This window comes from Arthrobacter rhombi, assembly GCF_900163545.1.
In the GTDB taxonomy this organism is placed as follows: Bacteria; Actinomycetota; Actinomycetes; order Actinomycetales; family Micrococcaceae; genus Arthrobacter_H; species Arthrobacter_H rhombi_A.
On record NZ_FUHW01000007.1, the window covers coordinates 1 to 19,400 of the forward strand.

Annotated in this window: 18 protein-coding genes; 14 read left to right on the forward strand and 4 right to left on the reverse strand. The window is 66.2% G+C overall.

Annotated elements, in window-relative coordinates:
* Positions 1-56: 56 nt before the first annotated feature.
* Positions 57-878 carry an alpha/beta fold hydrolase gene (locus FM101_RS01195; protein WP_086994457.1) on the reverse strand — a complete coding sequence of 274 codons (822 nt, stop codon included), beginning with the start codon at positions 876-878 and terminating at the stop codon, positions 57-59.
* A 185-nt stretch (positions 879-1,063) separates the two neighbouring features.
* On the opposite strand from FM101_RS01195, the gene FM101_RS01200 reads away from it, so the two are divergent.
* The 4 genes from FM101_RS01200 (at position 1,064) to FM101_RS01210 (ending at position 4,456) form a co-directional block, all read left to right on the forward strand.
* A complete protein-coding gene (locus FM101_RS01200) occupies positions 1,064-2,461 on the forward strand; it encodes an HNH endonuclease (RefSeq protein WP_086994273.1) in 1,398 nt (465 codons plus the stop codon).
* Between the two features lie 63 nt (positions 2,462-2,524).
* The gene (locus FM101_RS01205) at positions 2,525-3,418 is read left to right on the forward strand and encodes a diacylglycerol/lipid kinase family protein (RefSeq protein ID WP_198962467.1); all 894 of its coding nucleotides are present in this window, start codon (positions 2,525-2,527) and stop codon (positions 3,416-3,418) included.
* A 158-nt stretch (positions 3,419-3,576) separates the two neighbouring features.
* Complete coding sequence (locus tag FM101_RS15660; protein WP_158225987.1) at positions 3,577-3,738, forward strand: hypothetical protein; 162 nt, start codon at positions 3,577-3,579, stop codon at positions 3,736-3,738.
* Between the two features lie 67 nt (positions 3,739-3,805).
* Entirely contained in the window at positions 3,806-4,456 is a 651-nt protein-coding gene (locus FM101_RS01210) for a LysE family translocator (RefSeq protein ID WP_241895509.1), read from the forward strand.
* An 8-nt stretch (positions 4,457-4,464) separates the two neighbouring features.
* Here FM101_RS01210 and FM101_RS01215 read toward each other — a convergent pair whose 3' ends face one another.
* Complete coding sequence (locus FM101_RS01215; protein ID WP_086994278.1) at positions 4,465-5,694, reverse strand: CynX/NimT family MFS transporter; 1,230 nt, start codon at positions 5,692-5,694, stop codon at positions 4,465-4,467.
* The gene (locus FM101_RS01220) at positions 5,691-6,911 is read right to left on the reverse strand and encodes a multidrug effflux MFS transporter (RefSeq protein WP_086994281.1); all 1,221 of its coding nucleotides are present in this window, start codon (positions 6,909-6,911) and stop codon (positions 5,691-5,693) included. Before FM101_RS01220 ends, FM101_RS01215 begins: the two co-directional genes overlap by 4 nt.
* Positions 6,912-7,132: 221 nt before the next feature.
* Between FM101_RS01220 and FM101_RS01225 the strand changes: the two genes are divergently transcribed.
* The 5 genes from FM101_RS01225 to FM101_RS01245 all read left to right on the forward strand — a co-directional run bounded on the left by FM101_RS01225 (position 7,133) and on the right by FM101_RS01245 (position 13,023).
* Positions 7,133-7,882 carry an SDR family NAD(P)-dependent oxidoreductase gene (locus FM101_RS01225; protein WP_198962466.1) on the forward strand — a complete coding sequence of 250 codons (750 nt, stop codon included), beginning with the start codon at positions 7,133-7,135 and terminating at the stop codon, positions 7,880-7,882.
* The gene (locus tag FM101_RS01230; RefSeq protein WP_158225986.1) at positions 7,872-8,372 is read left to right on the forward strand and encodes a MarR family winged helix-turn-helix transcriptional regulator; all 501 of its coding nucleotides are present in this window, start codon (positions 7,872-7,874) and stop codon (positions 8,370-8,372) included. Before FM101_RS01225 ends, FM101_RS01230 begins: the two co-directional genes overlap by 11 nt.
* A complete protein-coding gene (locus tag FM101_RS01235; protein ID WP_086994288.1) occupies positions 8,369-9,154 on the forward strand; it encodes an SDR family oxidoreductase in 786 nt (261 codons plus the stop codon). Before FM101_RS01230 ends, FM101_RS01235 begins: the two co-directional genes overlap by 4 nt.
* A gap of 298 nt (positions 9,155-9,452) precedes the next feature.
* A complete protein-coding gene (locus FM101_RS01240) occupies positions 9,453-11,099 on the forward strand; it encodes a BCCT family transporter (RefSeq protein ID WP_086994292.1) in 1,647 nt (548 codons plus the stop codon).
* 286 nt (positions 11,100-11,385) lie between these two features.
* Positions 11,386-13,023: a BCCT family transporter gene (locus tag FM101_RS01245; RefSeq protein WP_086994295.1), complete on the forward strand. Its 1,638-nt coding sequence runs from the start codon at positions 11,386-11,388 to the stop codon at positions 13,021-13,023.
* A gap of 9 nt (positions 13,024-13,032) precedes the next feature.
* Here the strand turns inward: FM101_RS01245 and FM101_RS01250 are convergent, their stop codons facing one another.
* The gene (locus tag FM101_RS01250; RefSeq protein WP_086994298.1) at positions 13,033-13,935 is read right to left on the reverse strand and encodes a LysR family transcriptional regulator; all 903 of its coding nucleotides are present in this window, start codon (positions 13,933-13,935) and stop codon (positions 13,033-13,035) included.
* An 80-nt stretch (positions 13,936-14,015) separates the two neighbouring features.
* Between FM101_RS01250 and FM101_RS01255 the strand changes: the two genes are divergently transcribed.
* From FM101_RS01255 to FM101_RS01275, 5 genes are read left to right on the forward strand one after another with little or no spacing between them, the layout of a single operon-like run.
* Positions 14,016-15,521: an aldehyde dehydrogenase family protein gene (locus FM101_RS01255; RefSeq protein ID WP_086994300.1), complete on the forward strand. Its 1,506-nt coding sequence runs from the start codon at positions 14,016-14,018 to the stop codon at positions 15,519-15,521.
* Position 15,522: 1 nt separating this feature from the next.
* Positions 15,523-17,256 (forward strand): hypothetical protein, encoded by a 1,734-nt coding sequence (locus tag FM101_RS01260; protein ID WP_198962465.1) that lies wholly within the window; start codon positions 15,523-15,525, stop codon positions 17,254-17,256.
* On the forward strand, positions 17,253-18,233 hold the full coding sequence (locus FM101_RS01265; protein WP_086994304.1) for a membrane dipeptidase: 981 nt from the start codon (positions 17,253-17,255) through the stop codon (positions 18,231-18,233). The genes FM101_RS01260 and FM101_RS01265 overlap by 4 nt, the downstream gene beginning before the upstream one ends.
* On the forward strand, positions 18,230-19,000 hold the full coding sequence (locus FM101_RS01270) for a hypothetical protein (protein ID WP_143269156.1): 771 nt from the start codon (positions 18,230-18,232) through the stop codon (positions 18,998-19,000). The genes FM101_RS01265 and FM101_RS01270 overlap by 4 nt, the downstream gene beginning before the upstream one ends.
* On the forward strand, positions 18,993-19,388 hold the full coding sequence (locus FM101_RS01275; protein ID WP_086994310.1) for a RidA family protein: 396 nt from the start codon (positions 18,993-18,995) through the stop codon (positions 19,386-19,388). The genes FM101_RS01270 and FM101_RS01275 overlap by 8 nt, the downstream gene beginning before the upstream one ends.
* Positions 19,389-19,400 lie beyond the last annotated feature (12 nt).

The following is a 19,400-nucleotide window of genomic DNA, read 5'->3' on the forward strand; positions in this document are numbered from 1 at the left end:
AGGTCTTCCCTATTTCAACTACCCCGGAGCGTTACCAACGTCCGTGGTCAATACAGCTAGCGATCGAGGAAGTCCAGCAGCGCGGAGTTGAATTCCCCGGCGTGGGACACGATGAGTCCGTGGGGTGCTCCCTCGATGACGACGAGCTCGCTGTGGCCGATGGCTTCGTGGGTGCGCTGGCCAGAGCCTTCGAAGGGTACGACGCCGTCGCTATCGCCGTGGATCACGAGTGTAGGCACCGTGATGCTGGGCAGGTCCTCGCGGAAGTCGGTGGTGCCGAAGGCATCCATGCAGGCCACTGCGGCCGCCTCGTTGGACCGGCAGGACACGGCGATGGTTTCCTTCAGCTGGTCCTCGCTGACGCACAACTGGTCCCCGGCCGAGTAGAAGCCGGGGGTGAACCCCTCGAAGAAGGCGTTGCGGTCCGCTGTCAGTTGGGACTTCATCTCGTTGGCTTGCGCCTCCTCCAGCGGACCGTCCGGGTTCCCGTCGGTCTTGAGCAGGAAGGGCGGCACCCCCGCGGCGAAGATGATCGAGTGGAGGCGTTGCTCGCCGTGGGCCGAGACGTAGCGGGCGACCTCGCCGCCACCCATGGAGAACCCGACGAGGGTGACGTCCTTGAGGTCAAGCCCCTCCAGTAGTGCCGCGACGTCGGCCGCCAGCGCGTCGTAGTCGTAGCGTGCGGCCGGCTCGGAGGCGCCGAAACCGCGACGGTCGTAGGTGATGACGCGATGGCCCTTCTCGGCCAGCGGGCCCACCTGGTTGGCCCAGGAGGTGCCATCGAGCGGCCAGCCGTGGATCAGGACGACCGGACGGCCTTCGCCCGCCGTGTCCTGGTAGTTCAGCGTGTTTCCGTCGGCTCCGGTGATCTGTGGCATGGAAATCATCCTCTTCCTGGTCGGATGGGTGGGGTGGCATCCCCTTCCAGCCAACGTACGCATAAGCTCCCGGTGAAGTACAGGAGCCCTGCTCGTCCCCTCCACAGGATCCGTGCCGGTGATGGCTGTGCACAGGGGGGATCCTGTCGGGATGGGGTCGGAGGAAGAAAACTAAACTCGAATACATGTTCGAATATGATGTAGGAGAAGATGCCGGCGGAGCCCCGGGTTTCCCGGGGGTGCCCGACGCCGCGGCGGTTGTGGAGCCCGCGCTCGCCCGGATCGAGGCGGTCAGGGCGGCCCTGGCGCTCGGGGGAACCCGGTTGGGCGAAGCGGGTCTGGTGGATCTGCTTTCCGGGTTGGAAGCGGTGAAGTCGGCTGCCGGCGCCTATCAGGCGCGGGCGGCCGTGGCCCTGCGTGAGCGGGCGGTCAGACGCGAAGCGGCCGCCGGTGTCGACCCCGAAAAGCGTGGACAGGGGGTCGGCGCGCAGGTGGCATTGGCCCGGCGTGAGTCCCCGCATGAGGGCTCCCGGCTCCTGGGCTTCGCCCGGGCCATGGTGGATGAAATGCCCCATACCCATGAGGCGTTCCGCGCCGGGGAGATCAGCGAATGGCGCGCCACGTTGCTGGTGGGTGAGACCGCCTGCCTGGAGTTGGAGGACCGGAAAAAGGTCGATGCGGCCTTGATGGCCGATCCACGCACCATCGAGGGGGTCGGCAATCGGAAGCTGAAGGCCATGGCACGGCATCTGGCCGAGCAGGCCAGCCCGAAAGCAGCGGTCGAACGCGCCCGCCGGGCCGTGGGGGACCGGCATGTGAGCCTACGTCCGGCCCCGGACACCATGGCCATCCTGACCGGGTCCCTGCCCGTGGGCCAGGGGGTCGCGGTGCTGAAGGCACTGACCCGGGCCGCGGATCTCGCGACGGCAACCGGGGATGCGCGCAGCCGCGGCCAGATCATGGCCGACACGTTGGTGGAACGGGTCACCGGGCAGCAGCGGGCCGAGGGTATGCGCGTGGAGATCCAGCTGGTGATGACGGACCGGACGCTGTTCCAGGGCGATACGGAACCGGCACACCTGCAGGGCTATGGGGTCGTTCCGGCGCAGGTCGCCCGGGACATGATCCGCGAAGCGACTCGGGCTGCCCGTCTGTCGACAGCGACACCCCAGGAACCCACCGACGGGCAAGAGTCCAACGCGCCGCCCGGGCCCGACTCCCTGGCCTGGATCCGACGGCTCTATACGGCGCCTGCCACGGGGGAACTCGTGGGCCTGGATTCGCGGGCCAGACTGTTCCCGCGCGGCTTGCGGCGCTTCATCGAAGTACGGGACCAGACCTGCACCCGCCCGTGGTGCGATGCTCCCATCCGGCATATGGATCACATCCTGGCCTGGGCCGGAGGCGGGGCGACCGTCGCGGAAAACGGGCAGGGAACCTGTGTCCGCTGCAACCACACGAAGGAAGCGCTGAACTGGCACTCCCGCAAGGTCGCCGGAGCCCGGCACACGGTGGAAACCACAACGCCGACAGGACACGTCTACCGCTCGCAAGCACCAGCACTCCCCGGAACCGCCGACTGAGGCGACAGCAACCGCGGCACGCGAAAAGCGGCGGGCCGCCCGCGGCACCGTAGTCTGGTCCGCGTGAATCGATCCTTTACCCTCCTGGTCAACCGGGCTGCCGGCAGCGGCGACCCTCTGGCCGCGGCCGCCCGCGTGGAGCGGATCCTACGCGAGTCCGGGGCCCGGGTCGAAACCGTGGCCCCCTCGGGGCCGGCGGAGGGCAAAAGAGCCCTTGCCCAGGCCGTCATCCGCGGCGATGTGGTGGTCGCTGTCGGAGGTGACGGGACCGTCTCGGCGCTCGCCGGAGAAGTGGCCCGGCTCGGCGGGATCCTGGGGGTCATCCCCGCCGGACGGGGCAACGACTTCGCCAGGATGCTGGGATTGCCCACGGATCCTCACGCCGTGGCAACCATCCTGCTCGACGAGGAACCCGCGGAAACCGATCTCATCAGCACCACCGCGCCCGATGGCACATCGCGGGTGGTGGCCGGTTCGATCTATGCGGGCATCGACGCGGTGGTCGCCGATCGCGTCGCCCGCGGACACTGGCTGCCGCGTTCCTGGCAGTACCCGATGAATGGTTTATATGCCCTGGCCACCTTCCGTCCCACACGATTGACCGTCGTCATCGACGGAACCGAACGCACTTTCAAGGCGGCCTGCGTGACCGTCGCCAATTCGGCCTACTACGGCTCGGGCATGCGCATTGCCCCGGAAGCCAGCATCGACGATGGGCACTTGGACATCGTGGTGATTGAGGCCTTCGGCCGGCTGGACATGATCCGGGCCTTGCCGAAGGTCTACGGAGGTACCCACGTCGACTTGCCCACGGTGCACACCTTCCGCGGCAGATCCATCACACTCTCGGCCGAGCCGGCGATTCTCTACGGGGGAGACGGCGAAACCGAGGGAATGGTCGGCAGCGGGGCGGTACTGATCGACGTTGTGCCTGCTGCCGTCCAGATTCTGCGCTAAGGCGGTACCTGCAGGGTTGCCTTGGTCACGGTTCGACATCTGGCGGCCTTGCCTCCCCTGCCGGGCGGGTCGAGACTGTACCTTGGGGCTTAAGACAGGTTCTTGGATGAATTCTGTCGCCTGCGAGAACGTATCAACAACTGGGGAGGGCGTCGGCCATGGTCTTTACGATCGTCATGAACATTCTTGGTCTAGCAATGGTCGCGGGGGTGGTGTTCGCGGTGATCAAAAAAGATCGGAACGCCAACGCCAACGCCATCGACGCCGAGTTCGATGATCTCTCCGAAGACCACAGCACGACGCCGGGGCGCGGTTTCTAGGTAGTCTGCTTCCAGATGGCCCGCCCGGCGACGTGCCGGATGCGGTCCTGGCTGCGGTGGCCCTAGCATGGCAGTCGTGAGCATCGAATCGGCCCTGCTGTCCTTCGCCGTCGTGGCCGCCCTGTTGACCATCATCCCGGGGTTGGACACCGTGCTGGTGCTGCGCGCTTCGATCAGCCAAGGACGCCGCCATGGCTACGCGACCGCGTTGGGCGTCAACTCGGGTGCCATGCTCTGGGGCATTGCCGCTGCCGTCGGGGCATCGGCCTTGCTGGCCGCCTCCGAAACGGCGTTCACGATCCTCAAACTGGTCGGTGCCCTGTATATGGCCTGGCTGGGCGCGACCATGCTCTGGCGTTCGCTGGGCCGCACCCCACCCACGGTCGTTGCCGATCAACCCGGCGCGCGGGCCAGCCGAGGGCTGCTGTTCTCCTGGGCCAAGGGTGCGGGCACGAACCTGCTCAACCCCAAGGTCGGGGTTTTCTACATTGCGATGATCCCGCAGTTCATCCCCGCAGGAACCTCGACACTGCTGATGGGCATTGCGCTGGCCGGGGTGCATAACCTGTTGGCGCTGATCTGGTTCTCGCTGCTGATCAACGGGACCCATCTGGCCCGCGGAACCTTCCAGAAGCCGGGTTTCATCCGGTGGACGGACCGGGTGGCGGGGGTTGCCCTGCTCGGGTTTGGTGCCACTTTGGCCTTCAACAGTAGGTAGCCGGCTTCTTAGTCCCGGTCGGAGAGTCGTGCAGCCGTCACGGCACCCAACGTATAGGTCAGTGTGGCCACCAGAACCAACACCAGCGGGGCCGTCCAGCCTCCGGTGAGAGTGTTCAGCCAACCGGCCAACGGCGGGGCTGCCGTCGCTGCGAGATACCCTCCGCCTTGGACGCGGGCCGACACCGAGGCGGCTTCGGCGTCGGAATGCGAGATCCGCGGGATGACGGAGAAGATCACGGTGAACCCGCCGCCCTGGGCGATGCCGCCGATTATCGACCAGAGAACGAAGGCCTGCGGGGCTGCCAACAGCCCCACCGGCAGGATGATCCAGAAGACTGCCACGACGATGGCGGCCACCGAGAGCCGGGTCCGGTTTGCCAATAACGGAACCCCGAAGGCGCCGAGAATCGCGGCGACCTGGAACAGCGAGGCCGAGGCCCCCGAGGAGGCAGGTGCCAGCCCCCGGGTTTCGGTGAGCAGCAACGGGAGCCAGGCAGTGGTGGCGTAGTAGGCCGCCGACTGTCCACAGAACGCGAAGACCAGCAGCGCCACGATGCGTTTGGTGTGGGCCCGCTGTTCCGGGGTGCGGGCCGGGGCCACCGAGGTGCCGGCCGCCGTCGTCCTAGCAAGCCTGCGGGCCGTCGCGGGGGAGACCGGTGTACCCGGGGCGTTGCGCCTCCGCAGGACCCAATAGATGAGTCCGGCGGCGGTGACGATCGACCAGGCGGCGATCGCCCATCTCCAGCCGGCGAACCCGGCCAACGGGGCTGTCCCGAGCAGGGTCGCCATCGAACCGACATTCATCGCGGCCGAATAGGCGGCAGTTGCCGAGGAGACCTTATTCCAGGGCACGTCGCGGCGAATCAGCACCGGGACCGCGATATTGCCCAGCGTCATGGCGGCACCGATGATCGCCGTACCGCCGAGCACCACCCAGGCCGGACCTGAGGAGCGGATGAGGGTTCCGGTCATGATGCCTGCCAGGCACAGCACGATGGTGGTTTCGGGGCCGAAGCGGCGGATCACCCGTGAAGCCAGTGGGGTGGCCAGCGCGAAGAGCAGCACCGGCAACCCGGTCAGCAGCCCGGCCCCGGCGGCGCTGAGCCCGGTGCCTTCCCGAATATCGGCGATCACCGCCGTGGGGGCAATGATCGGGGCGCGCAGGCTCAACGCGACCATGACGATCCCGGCGATGACCCACGGCAGGGAGGGCCGGACGGCGGTCGGCGGGCTCATCGGGTGGCCTCGGTATGGAAACGGTCCGACGTGGCGACGAGGGCACCGGCGGCCAGCAGGGAACACCCGAGCAGGACGAGCCCGAGGGGGAGTGCGCTCGTTGAACCGCCGAGGCCGCCCAACGGGGAGACGATCGCCCCCAGGGTGAATTGGGCGCCACCGAGCCAGGCCGAACCGCTGCCGGATATCTGCCTGACCTCGGCCAAGGCCAGCGAGGTGGTGTTGCCCATGACGAACCCGATGCTGCAGGTGGTGGCGAAAATCAGTGCTGCGAGTATCCAGCCGGGCGAGGCGAGTAGCGCGCAGAGGGTGAAGGCCACGGTGACGGTGACCAAGGTGGAGACGGCGACGGTGACGGTGCTGCGCAGGGGGATCCGGGTGGCGAGCCGGGCGGAGACCAACCCGGTGCTCATCATGCCCAGGGCGTTGGCGCCGAAGAGCAGGGCGAACGTTCCGGGGCTCAAACCGAGGACCCCCTGGTAGAGGAACGGGGAGGCCGAGATGTACCCCATGAGGATCCCGAACGCCGCCCCGAAGAGGACGATGTAGCCCACGAATCGGCGATGCCTCATGGCTTCGGCCAGGCCCCCGAACAGCGGTCCGGTGCGCCGGTGGGCCACCGGCAGCGTCTCGCGCACCTGCCACAGGGCGCCGAGCAGCATCACCACCGACATCACGGCGATCGCCCAGAGGACGGCCCGCCAACCTGAGGTCGTGAATATCAGGCTGCCCACCGAGGGGGCCACCGCCGGGGCCACCCCGCTGATGGTCATCATGATGGAAAACAGTCGGGCTGCCTGCCCGCCCACGGCGCGGTCGGAGATCACTGCGCGGGAGAGGACGACGCCGGCTGCCGCACTGAGCCCCTGCAGGAACCTGAATGCCGTGAGGGTTTCAATGGTGGGGGCCAAGGCCACCGCGACGGAGGACAGGACGAAAACGGAGGAGCCGATCAGCAGGGGGCGGACCCGCCCGAACCTGTCAGAGAGCGGGCCGAAGAGCAGCTGACCGGCGCCCATGCCCAGCAGGAAGCCGGTCAGGGTCAGCTGGATGGCCGAGGCGCTGACTCCGAACTCGCGGGCCATCTCGGGGAAGGCCGGTAAGTAGAGGTCGGTGGCTACCGGACCTGCCATCGACAACAACGCCAGCGCGGTGAGCAACAGTGCCGGGAACCTGAACGAGCGCCCCTCGACTGCGGTGGATCGGCTCTCGGGCATGGGCCGATGCTATCGCCGCTGCCTGTCAAGCGCGGGATTCTGGACGACGTGTGACGGGGTGTTCCTGGCCACGGAGAGCACCATGCAAGTCGCGGCCGGCCCAAAAGCGGTAAACCCCTGGTCGCACTTACTGTCCTCTAGACAGCAATCATGATATTGTGTCTTTAGGACATAAAAAAGGCCACTGCAAACAGGCAGCGACCGGGAAGTAGGGGATGAACATGCTTTTCGAAGACAGCGTGGCACTGGTGACGGCCGCCGGTGCGGGAATTGGCAAGGCCATTGCGGTCCGCCTGGCCGCCGAGGGCGCCGCGGTCGTCGTTTCGGATATCAACGACGAGGCCGGTGAAGCGGTGGTCGCCGAGATCGTCGAAGCCGGAGGACGGGCCGCCTACCAGCGGGCCAACGTTGCCGATCCGGAGGAAGTCGCAGGCCTGATCGACGTCGCCGTGAAGACCTTTGGCGGGCTTCACCTCGCGGTAAACAACGCAGGCATCGGCGTCATGCCACGCCGGATCGAAGAGACCGAGAACTCCGACTTCGACCGCGTCATGTCAGTCACTCTGCGCGGTACCTTCCTGGCGATGAAATCCCAGATCGGACACTTCCGCTCTCAGGGGAGTGGCTCCATCGTCAACGTCGCCTCGATCGCCGGAGTGCAGTCCACGCCCATGCTGACCCCCTACGGCGCCTCCAAGCACGGAGTGGTCAGCCTGACCCGCAGCGTCGCCATGGAAAATGCGCCAGCTGGCATCCGGGTCAATGCCGTCGCCCCCGGCGCCATCGAAACGGCCTCGCTGGCCTCCTTGCCGGCGGAGGCCAAGGCGGAGCACAGCTCCAAGATCCCGATGAAACGCCTGGGCCAGCCCGAGGAGATCGCCAACGCCGTGGCCTGGCTCCTCAGCGACGAAGCCAGTTTCGTGACCGGCGTCGTGCTGCCCGTCGATGGTGGAACCGTCCATGACGACTAACGAGACGGACTACCGGCCGGCACTGATTGCCGCCCTGACCCGCATCCTGGGCGAATGGACGGCGCCAGGATTCCTCACAGGGGTCGCCGCCCGTGAAGGAGTCCATCTGGACCCGCCGGCGATCGTCATGGTCACCGTGATCGCCCAGAAGGGCCCCCAACGCCCCTCGGCGCTCGCCGCCCACCTGGTGACCGGACCCTCCAACATCAGCAAGATCATCCGGCGCCTCTCCGAGGCCGGGCTGGTCGTCAGGGCCACCGACCCCGACGATGCCCGGGCTCAGCGAGTGCAGCTGACGCCCGCAGGAGAGCACGTCGCCGCGGCTTTCGTGAAAGCCGGAGACGGGATGGTCGACGAATTACTTGAAGGATGGAGCGAAGCCGACCGGCGGACGTTCGTGACCTTGCTCGAACGTTTTGCCGTCGCCTCAACATCCTTCGCAGGAACGCTCGGAACCACCGAACCAACCACCACAGGAGAAATATCATGAGCCGCACTTATGTCATCACCGGAGCAGGATCGGGCATCGGGGCCGCCACCGCGCAATTGCTCCGCGAACGCGGAGAAACCGTGATCGGCGTGGACCTGAGAGGCGCCGAGATCGATGCCGATCTCAGCACCCCCGAAGGCCGCACCTCGGGCGTCGAACGCGCCATAGACCTGGCCGAAGGCCGCATCGACGCCGTCATCGCCTGCGCCGGGATCTCCATGCCCAAACCGCTCACCGTGAAGGTCAACTACTTCGGGGTTACCGAGTTCCTCGACCAGCTGGCACCGACCCTGGCCAAAAGCGAATCCCCCCGAGCCGTCGTCGTCAGCTCCATGGCCTCGCTGCAGCCCAACTCGCCCGAGCTCGTCGAAGCACTACTCTCCGGGGATGAGGATCGTGCCGTGGAAATCGGTACCGCCCTGGCCGAGGCCGGCCCCGAGCAGGGCTACCTGAACTACCCCTCCAGCAAGCGGGCCCTCTCCCGCTGGGTGCGTCGGGCCTGCATCACCGAGCGGTACGCCGGCGCCGGCATCCCGCTGAACGCGATCGCACCGGGCACCGTCATCTCCCCGATGACCACTGAGCTGCTCTCCACCCCCGAAGGCCGGGCCATGGTGGATCAGCACGTGCCGATGCCGTTGAATTACCACTCGGAATCGATCGTGCTGGCCCGCCTGCTGGCCTGGTTGACGAGCGAGGAAAATACGCACGTCACCGGTCAGACGATCTACGCCGACGGCGGCGCCGACGCCTCCCTGCGCGGAGACGATATCTGGAGCTAGTCTCCTCCGGCTCACCACAACGCCTTCGGCGGCCCTTGTACTCGGGGGTCGTCGGGGGCGTTTTGTCGTTGGGCGAGAGGCTGTGACGAGGGGCCGATTAGTTCGAACCGACGAAAAAATGCTAACGTATAGGTTCGCCATTTTCCGGGAGCATTCCCGGGAATTTCCTTCCTGACCCGGGTGGCAGAACTGTGTCGCAGCCCGCGTGCAGAACGCGCACCATGGCGCGGGTCTCCAAGAACATTATTCGGTAGTCGCTTCGCACCCGGCTTCGTCCAATCAGCTAAGTGAGACACACATGCCTGAGCCCACCCATCTGACCACCCCCGAGGCTGATGCGCCTCCCTCCGCTCTGGCTGCGGGGCTTGACCGCAAGGTCGCCGGCATCAGCATCGGCATCGTCGTCATCTTCGTCGCGGCGAGCCTCGGTTTCCCCGAGTGGACCGCCAACGTCATCAACTCGGGCTTCAGCGGGGCAGCCAAATGGTTCGGCGCCTACTGGCAGTACCTGCTGCTGATCACCTTCTTCGTGGCGATCGTGCTGGCCTTCACCCCGTACGCCAAGGCGCGCCTAGGATTCGAGAAGCCGGAGTTCAGCAGGTTCAAATGGGTCTCCATGATCATGTGCACCCTGCTGGCCGGCGGCGGCGTGTTCTGGGCCGCTGCCGAGCCGATCGCGCACTACATCTCCTCCCCGCCCTACTACGGGGACAGCCTCGAATCCGAGGGCGCCAAGGCCAATGCGGCCCTGGCGCAGAGCTTCGTGGACTGGGGCTTCCTGGCCTGGGCCATCCTGGGCACGCTCGGTGCCATCGTGCTCACCCATGCCCACTCCAAGGGCATGCCCTTGCGCCCGCGCACGTTGCTCTACCCGATCATGGGCAAGAAGGTTCTGCATAGCTGGATCGGCACCGTGGCCGACGTCGTCGCGATCATCGCCGTCGTCGCAGGCACCGTGGGCCCCGTCGGGTTCCTGGGCCTGCAGGTTTCCTACGGTTTGGCCGAACTGACCGCCATCCCGAATAACTACGCGACCCAACTGATCGTCATCGCCGTGCTGACCGGTATCGCGGCACTGTCCGTTTCCTCAGGTCTGAATAAGGGCATCCAGATCCTCAGCCGCGCCAACGTCTGGCTGGCGATCGCCCTGATGGCCGTCGTCGTCATCCTGGGCTCGGCTGCCTACGTTTTCAAGGCATTTCTGGGCAGCTTCGGTACCTACATCAGCAACTTCGTGGGCATGTCCGTCTATCAGGGTGATTCCACGTGGCTCTCGGGGTGGACGGTCTTCTTCTTCGGCTGGTTCCTCGGCTACGGGCCGCTGATGGCCATCTTCGTGGCCCGGATTTCCCGCGGCCGGACCATCCGCGACCTCATCATCTGCACCGCGGTGATCCCTCCGGTCCTGACCACCGTCTGGTTCAGCGTCCTGGGCGGAACCGCCATCATGCTCGAGCAGAAGAACCCTGACAGCGTCGGCGCCGCCTACGAATCGGATGGCCTGCCGGCCGTGGTGATGTCGATTGCCGGCCAGCTTCCGCTCTCCGGTCTGGTCGGCGGCGCCTTCCTGCTGCTGACGGTGACCTTCGTGGCCACGACAACCGACTCGATGTCTTACGCCATCGCCCAGTCCTGCACCGTTTCGGGCGCGCCATCGACCAAGCTGCGGGCGACCTGGGCCGTGCTGATGGGCATCGCGGCAGCCGTGCTGATCGCCATCGGCGACGGCGGCATCTCCGGGCTGCAGTCCTTCATCGTGATCACCGCGGTGCCCGTGGGCTTCCTGATGTTGCCTTCGGTGTTTGCTGCGCCGATCTTTGCGCGGCGCATGGCGATCGAGCAGGGCATCATCCACCCGAAGGGCTCCACGCCCGCTGGCGACGCCGACTCGGCTCAGCCCGCAGTATCCGATGACGACGAAGTGGGAGTTTCGGCCCGGCGCTAGGTCGAACAGCCCAGTCATCATGGGTACGAACAGGGGCGGCTGCCACGCAGCCGCCCCTGTTTCGTGTGCCGGTCACGGCAGAATCTGACTCAGGCCGTCGCGGGGTGGTTGGCGCTGACTCGGGGCTTTGATAGGTATTCACTATCAATGGTGTCCAGTTGGGACTTGGACGCGAACTAATCTGTGACTCTATGCTCAAAGAGAGCGAAGTGGCCCAGATCACTTCGGGACGTATGCGGGTCGTTGCTGCCACGCTTACGGTGAACCACCAGGTAAGAGAGACCAGATGTCCGAGCTTCCCAGCACCACGGCACACCCTACCGAGCACACCTCGGTCCTTGACCGGACCGTGGCCGGCGTCAGCATCGGGGTCATTGCCGTCTTCGTTGCCTCCAGCATGATCTTCCCCGGCACGACCGCCAACCTGATCAACTCCGGTTTCAGCGGGGCAGCCACATGGTTCGGTGCCTACTGGCAGTATCTACTGCTGGCCACGTTCGTGGTCGCGATCGTGTTGGCCTTCACCCCCTACGCCAAGGTGCGGCTCGGGTTCGAAAAGCCGGAGTTCAGCAGGTTCAAATGGATCGCGATGATCATGTGCACCCTGCTGGCCGGCGGTGGCGTGTTCTGGGCAGCTGCCGAGCCGATCGCGCACTACATCTCCTCCCCGCCGTACTACGGGGACAACCTGGACTCGGAGGGTGCGAAGGCCAATGCGGCCCTGGCGCAGAGCTTCGTTGACTGGGGTTTCCTGGCCTGGGCCATTCTGGGCACGCTCGGTGCCATCGTGATCACGCACGCCCACTCCAAGGGCATGCCGCTTCGCCCGCGCACGCTGCTCTACCCGATCATGGGCAAGAAGGTTCTCCACAGTTGGATCGGCACCGTGGCGGACATCGTGGCGATCATCGCCGTCGTCGCAGGCACCGTGGGGCCCATCGGGTTCCTCGGGCTGCAGGTTTCCTACGGTTTGGCGGAACTGACCGGCATTCCGAATAACTACGCAACCCAGCTGATTGTCATCGCCGTGCTGACCGGCATTGCCGCCATATCGGTCTCCTCCGGTTTGAATAAGGGCATCCAGCTGCTGAGCCGGGTCAACGTCTGGCTGGCGATCGCTCTGATGGCCGTCGTCGTCCTCCTGGGTTCTGCCGGGTACGTCTTCAAAGCGTTCCTGGGCGGTTTCGGCACCTACGCGAGCAACTTCGTGGGGATGACCGTTTACCAGGGTGATCCGAGCTGGCTCTCGGGCTGGACGGTCTTCTTCTTCGGGTGGTTCCTCGGCTACGGGCCGCTGATGGCCATCTTCGTGGCCCGGATTTCCCGCGGCCGGACCATCCGCGACCTGATCATCTGCACCGCGGTGATCCCGCCGGTCCTGACCACCATCTGGTTCAGCGTCCTGGGCGGAACCGGCATCATGTTCGAGCAGCAGAACCCCGGCAGCGTGGGTGGGGCCTACGAATCGGACGGTTTGCCGGCCGTGGTGATGTCGATTGCCGCCCAGCTTCCACTGTCCGGCCTCATCGGTGGCGCGTTCCTGCTGCTGACGGTGACCTTCGTGGCCACCACGACCGACTCGATGTCCTTCGCCATCGCCCAGTCCTGCACGATCTCCGGGGAACCGTCGACGAAGTTGCGCGCCACCTGGGCCGTGATGATGGGCATCGCGGCCGCCGTGTTGATCGCCATCGGCGACGGCGGTATCTCCGGTCTGCAGTCCTTCATCGTGATCACCGCGGTGCCCGTGGGCTTCCTGATGTTGCCGTCGGTGTTTGCCGCGCCGATCTTCGCCCGACGCATGGCCATTGAGCAGGGCATCATCCACCCGAAGAGTGCCCGTCCGCACCACGACGCTGCGCAGGCGCCGGAGGATGACCAGGGCTCCCCAGCGGAGGGAAGGGCCGCAGCCCCCAAGAAGTAGGACGCCGGCTCAGTGCGTCGGGGGCTCCATGCTGGCGAATTCGGTCGCCGCCTCAATGAATCGGCGGATCAGCGGCGTCCCGGAGCGTTCCGTGGTGACGATCAACGAAATGGTCGAGGTGGCCGCCTCATCGGCCAACGGTACGTAACCGAGCCCCTGAAGCTGCAGGGCCCGCATTCCTTCCGGAACGACGGCGATGCCCGTTTTGGCTGCCACCAATCCCAGAATCGTGGGGAACTGGACGGCTTCCTGGGCCACGCGCATCCGGAAGCCGGCCTGCAGGCAGAGGGCTGAGATGACGTCGTAGAGACGTGAGACCTGTTGGCGGGGGAAGACCACGAACCCCGCCTCGGAAAGGTCGGTGAGTGCCAACGTGGTTTGGCCGGCCAGCGGGTGGTCTTCGGGAAGGGCGACGACCAGCGGTTCCCGGGTCAGCTCGCGGGCCGCGATGCCAGGGCGGGACTCGACGTCGCGCACGATGCCCACGTCGAGGTTTCCCGCTTCCAGTGAACTGAGCTGCTGTTCGGTGGTCAGCTCGTGTAGCTCGAGCTCGAGATCCGGATACATCTGGCGCAACGGGGGAACGATCCGGGGGATGAGGTTCAGTGCCGCGGATCCGACGAAGCCGACCCGCAGTGTGCCGGTGCGGCCCTCTACCGCCTGTTCGATGCTGCGCAGCGCGTCCTCGGACTCCATGATCACCCTGCGGGCGGCGACCAGCAGGACCTTGCCCGTCTCGGTCAGTTCAACGGAACGTGTGGTGCGAGCGAAGAGCGTGGTTTTCAGTTCACGCTCCAGCCGTTGAATCTGCTGGCTCAGCGCCGGTTGGGCGATGTGCAGGCGTGCTGCCGCCCGGTTGAAATGCATTTCCTCGGCTACCGCGATGAAATAGCGCAACTGACGAATCTCCATGTGAACTAAGTGTTATTGATGATCAATACATAAGCAATAGATACTTCACGCCGATCAAATAGGGCCGTAGCCTCAGATATATGACGAGTACCACCGCAGCACGAAGGAGCACCAGCGTGAACAACCCCGGACAGCAGACCCTTGGCCTGAAGCAACTCATCAACGGCCAGTGGGTGGAAGGAAGCGGCCCGGCCGCCACCAGCTCCAACCCGGCGTTGCCGGAGGAAGCTGTGGCGCAGTACGCCACGGCCACGTCCGGCGACCTCGACCGTGCCCTGAATGCGGCCACCGCCGCCGCTGCCGGCTGGGATCGACTGGGTATCATCGCCCGCGGGAACATCCTGCGCCGCGCCGCCGAAATCCTCGGCCGCCGGGCCGAAGAAGTCGCACAACTCATGACCCGCGAACAGGGCAAGGTCCTCGGTGACTCCCGGGGCGAAGTCGGCGCCACCATTGAAACCCTCTACTACAACGCCGGTTCGGCACGCCGTTCCAACGCGGCGGTCTACCCCTCGGCCAACCCGGACGAAGTGGTCCGGACGATCCGCCGGCCCTTGGGCTGCGTTGCGGTGATCACCCCCTGGAACTTCCCGCTGCAGATTCCCGCTTGGAAGATCGCACCGGCACTACTCTGGGGCAACACGATCGTCTGGAAGACCGCCAGCGACACCCCGGCGACCGCCGTGGTGTTTGCCGAAATCCTCGAAGAAGCAGGAGTCCCGGCAGGGGTCCTCAACCTGCTGCTCGGCCCCGGAGCCTTGGGCTCGGAGCTCGTGGCTGATCCGCGGGCCGAGGCGGTCACGTTCACCGGCTCCGTGGAGGTCGGGCACCTCATCCGCGAAAAGACTGTCCTGCGTGGCGCGAAGCTGCAGATGGAACTCGGCGGACATAACGCCGCCATCGTGCTGCCCGACGCCGATCTTCCCAGCGCCGCCGATTTCATCACCGCAGCGGCCACCGGGAGTACCGGGCAGAAGTGCACTGCCACCCGCCGCGTCATCGCCGTCGGAGCCGTCCACGACCAACTGCGGGACGAACTCATCACTCGCTTCAACGCCCTCAGTGTCGGCGCCGGCACCGAGGAAGGCGCCGGGATCGGCCCCGTCGTCAACGACCGAGCCCGCCGCGATATCGACGAGGCCGTCAAGCAGGCCGAGACCGAAGGCGCACAGGTCCTGGCGCGGGCCCCGATCCCCGACGCCGAGGGACATTTCGTGGCCCCGACCCTGCTGGGTGGCACCCGCGAACTGACCATCTGCCACGAAGAGGTCTTTGGTCCGGTGACGACCCTGCTGCGTGCGGATTCGTTGGAGGAAGCCATCGAATTGGCCAACGACACCGAGTTCGGTCTGACCGCCTCCGTATTCACCAGCGATGAGCGCTCCATCCGCCGCTGCCTCAACGACCTGGTCGCCGGCCTGATCAAGGTCAACGGCCCCTCCACCGGCTCCGAGGTCCACGCCCCGTTCGGCGGCCTGCGGGATTCCTCGCAGCCCGGTCCCCGCGAACAGAACAGCGACGCCGCAGCCGATTTCTTCACCCTCACCAAGACGGCCTACCTGCGTCTGGCACCGGAAGGAGCATAAAATGTCCGCATCGATCAGCGAACCGGGAACCCGGCTCCCTGCGGAGTCGCCATTGCGCCCGGCACGCGAGGTCATGGACCCTGACGATATGGGCGGCGCCCGCGCGACCCGGCACAGTTTCATTCGCACCATGATCCGCCGGGCCACGGCGAAGGGGTGGAAGATCAAGCGCACCCACTTCGATATCGATCCGGCCGGCTGCGGAACCGCGGTGTACCGGGTCCGGGCCGAATCCAGGGTCTTCAGTTTCGCCATCTTCTCGCAGAACACCGGTGAGCACACCGACCGGGTGATCGCCAAGGCCTGGGACATCACCGCGGCCCTGGTGGAAGGCACCATCGACGAGGAGCGGCTGGCCCGCCTGCAGGGCCAGGTCCCGTTGCAGGAGCGCGGGCGTGCCGAGCCCGGCTCGATCATCTGGACCCGTGCCAACCGCAGCGAACGCTTCTTCGAATACGTCGCCGACGGGCTCGCCAACGGCAGACACCCCGACAGCGCGAGATTCAGCGGCTCGCCCTATGTCATCCGCAGCACCGCCTTCTACAGCAACGGCAAATGCGGGCTGGCCGACTACGAGCACCTGACCGACGACCACCCCTTCGCCGCCCCGTACCGGGCACATATGCTCTCGGCATGGTTGCTTCGTGAATTCAGCTACGACCTGGTCGAGGCGGTCGCGGCCCACCGCAACCCCGAGGCGGCCACCCTGACCGGGAGCTGGCGCCACTACCTGGGCATGGGCAATGCGACCGGGCTGGGGATGGTGCCCTACGCCATCAACCACCCGGAGGTGCTCAACGCCTGGGCCGAACTGCGCGAACTGCCATTGGCCGCCGTCACCGGCCGCACCACCGAAACGGACGATGCGGAGGTCGCCCGGGTGCTCGAGCTCTTCGACCGGGCCATGGACTACCTCGCGGAGCAGGATCTGGGGGTGTCCCAACCGTATTTGCCCGGCCCTGAACTCGCCGACCGGGTACGTCCGCTGCTGGCGGACCTGCGCGACTGGTCCTCGACCGGGAGCTTCCGCGGCACCGAGACGAACCGGATCTGGCAGGCCCTGCACGATGCCGCAGCGGCCACCGGCCCGGAGGAGCGCGGCCTGGTCGCCACGATCCTCACCGAACTGACGGCCGACCTCGACGACGACGTCGAAGCCCGGCTGCGCTGCGATGAATCCCGGCCGCTGACCCCGGGCATGACCTGCCTGGAACTGGCGCAGCTCATCGACTCCGAGTATGCCTGGGTCGCAGACCACGACTTCGCCGATCCGCAGCAGAACCGTTTCTTCTGGTTCTCCTCGGCCGACAACGAGGAGCCCCGTCGGGGACGGCGCGGGCAGGATCCCGGTGAGAACGTGCAGCATGGTGTCGACATCGCCCGCGCGGTTTCCGACCTACGCCGCGACCTCCTGGCGGCCGAGGCCGAGACCAGCATCGCCGAGTTCCTGCTGAGCCACCCGTGGCACCGCCAGTTCACCGCCCGCATCCAGAACATCGGACCACTTCCCTACGGCGAGGTTCATGACAACCTGCGCGGTGCCGAATTCCTGCCACTGAACGTCCAGCGCTATCAGCTCTCGGTCTACGGGATGGAGAACTACACCCCGCAGTCCACCGACTGGCTGCGCGTGACACTGCTCTCCGGAGGCCCGCGGATCGCGGATCTGAAGGACGGCAGCATCACCGATGACTGGCTCTTCACCCAGCGCCCGACGGCCGAGGTGCAGGCATGAGCACCCTTCACGAACAAGCCACCGTGGTCGACGGTCTGCAAATCAACAACTGGGACCGTCCGGTCCTGCAGGAACTGCTCGCCGGCGGCGTCAGCGGCGTCAACGCCACCTGCGCCGTCTATCACGGGCCGATGGAGACCCTTCGGGAAATCGCCGACTGGTACCAGCTGGCCGCCAGCAATTCCGACCTGGCCTTCCTGGCCAACGACGCAGCGGACATCCGCAGGGCGAAGACCGAAGGGCGGGTGGCGGTCTTGATGGGGCTGCAGAACACCAGCTCCTTCGGCGATGACTTCCGGATGGTCGAGGTCTTCCACAAGCTGGGGGTGCGCATCGCGCAGCTGACCTACAACATCCAGAACCTGGTCGGCGGCTCCTGCTACGAGCCCTCCGACTCCGGGCTGACCCGCTTCGGGGCCAACGTCATCGACGAGATGAACCGGGTCGGGATGCTGGTGGACCTTTCCCACGTCGGGAACCGCACGTCGCTGGATGCCGTGGAGGCCTCGGCGATGCCGATCGCCATCACGCATTCGAACCCCACCTGGTTCGTGGACAACCCGCGGAACAAACCCGATGAGGTCATCCGCGCCGTCACCGACCGTGGCGGAATGATCGGCGCCTGCCTGTACCCGATCGTGCTCGGTGGGGAGAAGGCGAGCCTGGAGCAGTTCTGCACCATGGTCGCCCGCCTGGTCGACGAACACGGGCCGGGCCGGGTGGGCCTGGGTAGCGATTGCACCCGGAACTGGGGCCAGGACTACGTGGGATACCTGCGCAACGGACGCTGGCAGCCGCCCACGCACCCAGCCCCCGAATGGCCGGCGTGGCCGCACTGGTTCGCCGGACCGGAGGACTTCCCGCAACTGACCGAGGGGCTGCAGCAGGTGGGACTCGACGAGTCTGCCATCCGCGGGGTGCTCGGCGAAAACTGGCTGGACCTCTTCGACAAGGTCTTCGCCGGAACGGAGTCATGATGGTGGAAGAGATCCAGGAACACACCGAAACGAGGGGACCGATGAACGGCAAGGGCGCCGAAGACCGCATCGTACGTATTGCGGTGCGTGAAATCAGGGAGTACGCCTTCCGGGCGATCGTGGCTCACGGGGCCTGCACCTCGGTGGCGCATGCTGCAGCCCACCAGGTCCTCTTCGCCCAAGTCCACTATGGAACCGGCTTCGCCGAGCTGCTGGACTGCCTGAAGCAGCTCGACTGGAGCAATCCCGCCTTGGCCTATGAGCGCAGGGAGCACGACGCCGGCTGGCTCTACGCCGTGGACCGCGACAGTGATTGCGCGGCCTTGGTCCATGGCACCATGCTGATCGAATTGGCGACGGCGGAGACCGGCAACGCGGTCATCGCTCCCGAACTGGATCTGGAGGCCGGCCTCCTGGACGCCCCGCTGCTCGCCGCTGCCCTGCGCTCCGGCAAGACGGTGATGGTGGCCCGGCTGACCCGTGGCACGGCGAGCCTCCACGGCACCCGTATCGCCACCCCGGCCGGCTACGTGGGCCAGGCGCGCGTGGCCTCCGATGCCTTCGATCCCGCCGGGAGCATCGACACCGGAACCCTCATCCGTACCTTGGACGAGGTTCCCGATGACAACTTCGCACTGCACACACCGGAGGAGCTGGCCCAACGCCGTGAAAATGCGTGGGCCATCGGATTGCCGGTGGACGGACGACTGTGGAAGACCATCAAGGCCTCCGCAGAGGACTATCTGGTAGGAGACACGAATGCCTGAGATCGAACGCCACTGGCACCAGGACGAGAAGGTCCGTCCCTATTCCGCGGCTGCGGTCTTCGGGGGTGTCGTCTACGCCTGCGGGCAGGTACCGACGCGCGCGGATGGCAGCACCCCGGCCACGATGACCGATCAGGTGGCCGCCGTTTTCGACCACCTCGAAGGTGTCCTAGACCAGGCTGGGGCCTCGCTGACGAGCCTGCTGAAGCTGACCGTCTTCGTGGCGGATTTCGATGAATTCGACGAGTTCAACGAGGCCTACCTGTTCCGTCTGGAAGGGTATGCCCTCCCGCCACGGACGACCGTCCAGGTCGCCCGGTTCCGCGGCGAGAAGCGTATTGAGATCGACGCCATCGCCGCCGTCATCGAGGAGAACACCGCCGTCTAGCACCACACCGCG